Source organism: Natronomonas sp., assembly GCF_046710025.1.
GTDB lineage: Archaea > Halobacteriota > Halobacteria > Halobacteriales > Haloarculaceae > Natronomonas.
Genome location: NZ_JBKEGK010000134.1, coordinates 1 through 6,927, shown reverse-complemented (window position 1 = coordinate 6,927; position 6,927 = coordinate 1). Strand labels below are relative to the sequence as shown.

General features: G+C 60.2%; 5 protein-coding genes and 1 pseudogene. 3 read left to right on the top strand and 3 right to left on the bottom strand.

Annotated elements, in window-relative coordinates:
* The 3 genes and pseudogenes from ACI944_RS09725 to ACI944_RS09715 form a co-directional block, all read right to left on the bottom strand.
* Positions 1-436, bottom strand: a pseudogene (locus ACI944_RS09725) (Fe-S cluster assembly protein SufB); the annotation flags it as partial.
* Positions 437-487: 51 nt separating this feature from the next.
* The gene (locus tag ACI944_RS09720) at positions 488-1,393 is read right to left on the bottom strand and encodes an ABC transporter ATP-binding protein (RefSeq protein WP_411718845.1); all 906 of its coding nucleotides are present in this window, start codon (positions 1,391-1,393) and stop codon (positions 488-490) included.
* Between the two features lie 120 nt (positions 1,394-1,513).
* The gene (locus ACI944_RS09715; RefSeq protein ID WP_411718844.1) at positions 1,514-5,563 is read right to left on the bottom strand and encodes a DNA polymerase domain-containing protein; all 4,050 of its coding nucleotides are present in this window, start codon (positions 5,561-5,563) and stop codon (positions 1,514-1,516) included.
* A 150-nt stretch (positions 5,564-5,713) separates the two neighbouring features.
* On the opposite strand from ACI944_RS09715, the gene ACI944_RS09710 reads away from it, so the two are divergent.
* The 3 genes from ACI944_RS09710 to ACI944_RS09700 are packed head-to-tail and all read left to right on the top strand — an operon-like array spanning position 5,714 to position 6,807.
* Positions 5,714-5,899 carry a hypothetical protein gene (locus ACI944_RS09710; RefSeq protein WP_411718846.1) on the top strand — a complete coding sequence of 62 codons (186 nt, stop codon included), beginning with the start codon at positions 5,714-5,716 and terminating at the stop codon, positions 5,897-5,899.
* Between the two features lie 30 nt (positions 5,900-5,929).
* Positions 5,930-6,397 carry a hypothetical protein gene (locus ACI944_RS09705; protein ID WP_411718843.1) on the top strand — a complete coding sequence of 156 codons (468 nt, stop codon included), beginning with the start codon at positions 5,930-5,932 and terminating at the stop codon, positions 6,395-6,397.
* Positions 6,394-6,807, top strand: coding sequence for a hypothetical protein (locus ACI944_RS09700; RefSeq protein ID WP_411718842.1), 414 nt, complete (start codon positions 6,394-6,396; stop codon positions 6,805-6,807). The genes ACI944_RS09705 and ACI944_RS09700 overlap by 4 nt, the downstream gene beginning before the upstream one ends.
* Positions 6,808-6,927: the final 120 nt, after the last annotated feature.

The following is a 6,927-nucleotide window of genomic DNA, read 5'->3' as shown; positions in this document are numbered from 1 at the left end:
CCCAGCGTTCTTGCATGTTCTGGTAGACGATTTCGGATTCGTACTGGGCGCCGACGCCGGAGAGGGCGTTCTTTTCGGCTTCGGGGATGCCGAGTTTGTCGAAGGTGTCTTGGATTTCCTCGGGGAGGTCGTCCCAGTTTTCGGCGCCGCCGCGGGCGTCGATGTCGGGTCGGATGTAGGGGACGATTTCGTCGATGTCGACTTCGCTGAGGTCTGGCTGGCCGGGCCAGTCGGTGGGCATCGGCATTTCTTGGAACTGCTCGAGGGCGCGGAGGCGCCGGTCGAGCATCCACTGGGGTTCGTTTTTATCCTCGGAGATGATGCGGACGGTTTCCTCGGTGAGGCCTTTTTCGGTCTCGAAGGCCGAGGACTCCTCTTTTTTGAATTCGAAGCGGGCTTCGGTGTCGGTTTCTTGTAGATGTTCTTCGGAACTCATATTTTGTAATTATGTTTGGATCGTTATAGCCTTGTGCGTAACCGGTTTGAGTTACGCTGTCTCGTAGACTTCCTCTCGGACCCAATCGTACCCTTTGTCCTCGAGTTTCTCGGCGAGCTCGGCGTCGCCGCTCTTGGCGATCTGCCCGTCGATCATCACGTGGACGTGGTCGGGTTCGACGTAGTCGAGAATCCGCTGGTAGTGGGTGATCTGGAGGATCCCGGTGCCCTGCTCGTCGCGGAGAGCGTTGATCCCGTCAGAGACGTCTTGGAGACGGTCGATGTCGAGCCCCGAGTCGATCTCGTCCAGCACCGCGACCGAGGGCTCGAGGATGGCCGCCTGCAGCACTTCGTTTTGCTTTTTCTCGCCGCCGGAGAAGCCGGCGTTGAGATACCGCTGTGCGAAGGACTCGTCCATGTCGAGGACTTCCATCTTTTCTTGGAGGATCTCTTGGAACTCAGCCACGCCGACCTCACCCTCGTCGACGTCACCCTCCATCGGGGAGGTTTCATATCCGGCTTCTTCCTCTTCGTCGTCGTCTTCCTCGCCTTCGAAGAGTTCCTCACGCTCGCCGAGTTTAGCGTTCAGCGCCGTTCGGAGGAAATTAACCATCGTGACACCCTCGATTTCGGCGGGATACTGGAAGCCGAGGAAGATTCCGAGCGCAGCGCGCTCGTTGGGTTCGAGGTCGAGCAGGTCCCAGGTGAGTTGATCGTCGTCAATGTCGACGCCTTCGAATTCCTCCTCTTCGATGTGGAGCAGCACTTCGCCGTCGGTTACCTCGTACTCGGGGTGACCGGCGATGACCTTTGCTGTCGTCGACTTCCCGGAGCCGTTCGGCCCCATCAGGGCGTGAATATCCCCGGATTTGACCTCGAGGTCGACGCCTCGGAGGATCGATTCGCCACCTTCTTCGGCTACGGACGCATGTAGGTTCTTGAGTTCTAATGTGGCCATGATATCGTCTACTCTAACATGGTACCGTGATGCGCATAATAGTTTCGGGTTCAGCGTGAATTGCCTTTTTGATTCAAAAAAATATTTTTCTTTGATGGAAGCTACCACGAAACACGGGGCTCACATGAAGCTTCCGAGTCCCGTTTGTTCTTGCCCGCTCTCGACCTCATCCCACGAGATGTCGAGCGCCTCAAGAATGCGGGCGATCGGTCCTTTGAGGGTCTTATCGAGCATCTTCTCGTCGTCGACCTCGAAGGCATCCGGTACCTGATCGTCGAACTCGAAGCAGATCACGGCGTCGCCGCTCTCGGCTTCCCGCTTGAACTCCCCGTACAGTTGATCGACCGACGGGTCAAGTCCCTTCTCGGCCTCGACTTTCCTGAAGAACGAGGGGTGAACCTTCTCCAGGTAGACCCGCTTGGGCTTCGACCCGCTGGAGAAGTTCGTCCCGAAGAGGAGGTTTGCGTACTTTGCCCCCCGAACCTGTGCCGTGTCGGTCTCGTAGTTGTCGAGTTTCTTCCCGATACCACCTGGGATCCCGATCTCGTCGAGGCTTACTTCGCCCGCCTGCACCCGCTCTATAACCTCGCCGACGTAGGATTTGATCTCCTCGCGATCCGCGCCCGTGACGATCATCTCAAGAACCTTCTTTTGGACCTCCTTTGTGATCGGCGCGATGTCCGAGCGCTTGTACTCGAAGCCCGTGATGTCGATGTCATCAACATTCTTCCCCTCGCTCCAGATGATATGCCCGGCGTACCGTTTCTTTTTGCCCGCCTGGAAGAACCGTCGGTAGAGCTTCTCGAACTCGATCTCAAACCGGTGTGAGGTGGCGTTCAACCGCTCGGCGAACTCGTCGTAGGCGTCGTTGATGTGTGACTCGATCTCGAAAGACTGCTCTATGGCTTCGTCCTTCGAGATATCACCGCCGAGTTCGAGCATAATTGAGTCGGTGTCTCCGTATGTAACTTCTTTGTCAATTTCGCTTGCGGCTCGCTCGGTGAATTCGATTACGTCTCTTCCGGTTGCAGTCACTGCAGCGCCCATCTCCTCGTCGTACAGCCGGAATCGATCCCACCCCAAAACGCCGTATAATGATTGCCCAACGAACTGGAACGTTCCATTCCTACCGGCCATCAGCGTATGGTTGTCCTCGACGGTGACACAATAGACTCCGTCGTCTGCCGTCGTCCGCTCCGAGTTTCGATTCATCCGGAGCGTGTTTTTTACGTTCTCGGTGGCGTGTATCCGGTACGTGCCGTTATTTTCGTTGTAACTCGCCGTCAGGCCGAGGTGGGCACAGAGCCGCAACACCCCGTCCCGAAGTCGTTCGCTCGCGGTGCTGTACCGCCACGAGTTCGGTTGCCGGTCACCGTCGCCCGCGATGAGAGTCTCCAAGAACAGTTCCTTCTGACGTTGAGACGCTTCGAAGACCAGTTCCGGGATCTGCCTGTTTTCGCTGCCATTCCCGACGAGTTCACCGAACAGGTCGCCAAGGACAGCCGAGGTGAACTGGTGACACCGGGCATCGGTGTAGTGGTCAAATCCCATCCGATTCAAGAGCGCTCCGATAGAGGCGCGATTGTCTCCTCCGTCCGCGGCGACTGCGCTTTGGGCTATCTCGCGGGTCGCCGACGACCCCCGTCCTTTTGTGTCGAACGTCTTTTTGTTGGACGTGTAGACACTCCCCTCCGTGATATACCACGCCAGCAGTTCGAGGAAGTCGTCTCCGTCGCACGTCCGCGGGATCCACCTTCGACCCGATTCGGCGCGGATGTAACTCCGCTCACAGACCGATTCGATATACCTGCGGTGTGTCTCGAACTCGTCGGCACCGAATACGTACCCTACTTGATCGGTATCGTCTTTCTGAACCCGGCGGGGCTTCCACCCAAGTTCCGAAATAAAAGTGTGGCCGTGTACCTCCGGACAGACCCACACTTCGTAGTCGCCCTCGATCAATTCCGTCAGATCGACCTCCCTGAGATCGTCGCCGTCGGGCCCCTCCCAATCGTGTGGCAGTTCGTAGTTCGTCGCCTGATCGAGTTCTCCGGCCTCGACGAAGTCCCATTCTTTCTCGGTGATCCCGTTGCTCTCGTTCTTTCGGACGAGCATCCGGTGGTTCGGTGTCACGCTGAAATCGATCTTGCTCGTCTCGATGTCGACCAACTCGCCGCGGTAGTCGGGGTACTCGTGTGTCTCGACAACCGGTTTGATCTCCATTTCCATCGTTTCGGGGTCCAGCGAGTACACCTCGTCTCCGGTCGATAGCTCTCGGATACCCCGAATGCCGTGCGGCGTCAACACGTCGGTATCCGGGGTGAAGCAGTTCATAATGACCTTGACAGCTGCCTGCTGTCGGTCGTAGGTCTCGTAGGTGTCCGTGCCGGGATCGTTCTCGTTCCGCAGCGCTTTCTTTTGTTCGCGCTCCTCAAGCAGTTCGTCGACCATCTCCCGGATCATCCCGTCCGGTTCCTTCCGGAAGTGGGTCCCGTTCGGTGCGACGTACGTCTCGTCGTCGTAGGTGTCGGGGTCGACCTTCGTTTCCGGGGACGCATTAATTGTTACCATGCACATGGGGTACAAACTTTTCAAATCGAGCACACTTACCATCTCTTTGACCCCCGAAATCGGATCGAAGACAGCCCCGCCCTCGTACTCCTCGCTCTCTTGGCGACCTTTCGACGGGAGCGCGAACTCGCCGTGGATCTCGTGGAGGACGTACATATCGACCGCGTCGCCGGGCGTCGTCGCGTCCTCCAGTTTGCAGCCAACGAAGGTGGCGACTTCCTCCCAGAAGGGGATAATCTCCTGTTTGCGGTCCAACTCGACACACAACTCGACGTCCCGGAGGTTGTACTCGAGCAGGCGCTCTGGGTCGTCGCTCCACAGGTCGCCGATGTCGCCCGGGTAGCGCTCCTTGCCGACGCCCAACTCCTCCTCGCCGACGGCGTCGAGGCGGTACGAATCGAGCTCTGAGAACTGCGTCCGCTGGTAGGCGTACAGCAGGTCGAAGACGACCCGACCCTTGATATTCGGGCCACCCCACCCGGAGTCCCAGACTTCGTTGACGCGAGAAAGCCGATCCGAGTCGAGACGGTCGTGCTCGTGGGCCAGACGGTCGATCCGGTTGATGAGGTACGGCGCGTCAAAATCCGTGAAATTCCAGCCCGTCAATAGATCTGGATCAGTCCTGTCGACGTACTCGAGGTAATCGACGAGCATCTCGGCCTCGTTGCCGAACCGATGCACTTCGATATCGGGGTCGTCGTCGCCGATCGGTTCGTAGCTAGAAATCTCGTCAGGGGCGGTCACTCCCTCGCTTTCATCCTCGAAGAGCCAGACCATGTACTCGTCGCGGTAGGAGTCGTGCGCTGTCAGACAGATGATCGTCTGCTCGCCGTCTTCGGGAAACCCGTGGCGGTCGTCGACCTCAATATCGAGCGTGTGGACGCGACTCTCGGCCTCAACATCGACCGGCTCGATTTCGGTGTGGTGGATCTTCAGGCTCCCGTCGTCGAGCCGTCTGACCGGCACCCGGACGCCGCTCGTGATGTCCTTATCAATGAGCAGCCGGTTCGGGAACAGGATGTCGGCCTCGTAGTGATCGAAGCGATCCCGTAGCTCCCCGACATCGCGGGGCGTCTGACCGAACACCTTCACCAGCGACTCGCCCCGGATCGACTCGTAGACGACCAGTTCCCGGTCGTCGTGGTCACCGGTGTCGATTCCATCGGCCGCCCGATCGCCGTAGGTCTCGATTCCGGTCAGGCGGTCGTGATCGAGCCGCGAGTCAACGACGTCGGCCTGTGTGAGTGGCTCCGCCGCATCTGCGGCGAGGTCGAGATCCGAGACCAGGGTATAGAAATACGGCCGGAAGTTGTGGACACGAGCGTGTGTAACCCGGTCATCGCCGCCGGCCTCCGGAACGCGGCCGAACACGTGCAACACCGCGTGTTCGTCGTCGCCGCGCCCCTCGACCGTGTAGTTGACCTGCGTGACGGCAAACTCGATATGACCCTCGGCATCGGGGAACGCCTCCTCCGAGAGTTCGACGACCTGGGCGTCTTCGTCGCCGTCGCTGCCCGCGACGGCGGCCGCTTCCGCTCTCGGCCGGTCGCTATCACCCGATTCCGAACCGCCGAACTCCACAAGGGTTCCCTGTTCCATTAGCATATGCATCGGCGTTCGGCATCAAAAAGCCCTCGTGTTCCCCGTCGTGTATATAAGCACCTCGACGGTTTCGGGTGCCGTGTCGCCGCCTGTCACCGACTGGAGGGATTTACGCCCACAAGCCACAAATTACAATAGTGATACGCCGTGCCCGACACTGACTCATCCGCAGAGACGGCCGAAACGAAGGGACCGGGCGAGCCGACGGTGCCCGACGCGGTTCGCTCGACAGAGTCCTACGAAACCGAGGGGGGCGTGGTATTCTACGACGCGGACAACCCCCTCGCGTGGCTGCAGGCGGACCACGTCGTTGATCTCGACTCGGTCGCGTGATTTTTGCTCCCGGGGCCCCTCGATTTGATCGTGAACCCGCTCGAAGAGGACGAAGAAAGGTCGTGGCCGGACGAACCCGACGAGTTCGATCCCGACAGCCTCGGCCCCGATCCGCCCGATCCGACCCCGACGCTGCAGGAGTCTCTCGACACGGCGGCCGATGTTCCGGACGATCTGTTTCGCGCATTCTGGGCGTCAGTCCTACTGTTGAACGTTGCGCTTGCGGCCCTCTCACTCGGGGCGATGCTCGTCTACTTCCGCGGTGATTACGAAGCCGGCGGCCCTGCGTTACTAATCGGAGCCGTCGCCGCGCTCGCGACAGCGCGGTACTACTGGCGGTTCAAGACCGGCCACTACGCCGAGACTGAGGACGGTAACAAGGAGCGAGACGTTGGGGGGTCCGAGGAGACGGACGACCCCGCGGTCACCGACCGCTCCGCCTCGGCCGATGGCTCCGGGGCGGACACCCGAACGGAGATCGGCGGGGAGTCGCGATGAGGTCGGTCGAGTACCGCGGCGACCGGTATCTCCTGTTGAAACACTCCGACGAGTCTAGCCTCGTCCGGGACCCCGAAACCGGCGACGAGCGCTACCTCCCGAACGACGAACTGACCGCCACAGGGGATTCGCCGCTGGCCATCGCGGCGCGAACCGTCCCGGACCCACAGCGGCGGCTCCTCACCGCGGTCCACTCGGACCAGATCCTGGGGCTGCTCGTCGAGTTGGCTGACCGCGGCCCGCTCTCGGTTCAGGAAGTTCTCGGGCGGTACGACCTCTGTGAATCCGACCTCCACGGACAGGTCGGAGAACTCCGGGCGGCGGGGCTCGTCCGGGAGGCCGAGGTTGCCGGCGAACGCGGCTACGAAACGACGGAGCTCGCCGACGAGGCACTCTCGGCGCTACGGTAACGCCTCCGTCCTCACCGATCGTTCGGCGCTCGATCGGTTTGTGGTCGGGTTCTTTCGGACTGCGATCAAGTCGTCGGCCGCGCCGACCAACTCCTCGTCGTGGCTGACGACGACGATCTG

What these genes read in the sequence shown, in the direction of transcription:
- ACI944_RS09720 (WP_411718845.1), bottom strand. Translation starts at nt 1,393, where the DNA reads ATGGCCACATTAGAACTCAAGAACCTACATGCGTCCGTAGCCGAAGAA.
- ACI944_RS09715 (WP_411718844.1), bottom strand. Translation starts at nt 5,563, where the DNA reads ATGGAACAGGGAACCCTTGTGGAGTTCGGCGGTTCGGAATCGGGTGAT.
- ACI944_RS09700 (WP_411718842.1), top strand. Translation starts at nt 6,394, where the DNA reads ATGAGGTCGGTCGAGTACCGCGGCGACCGGTATCTCCTGTTGAAACAC.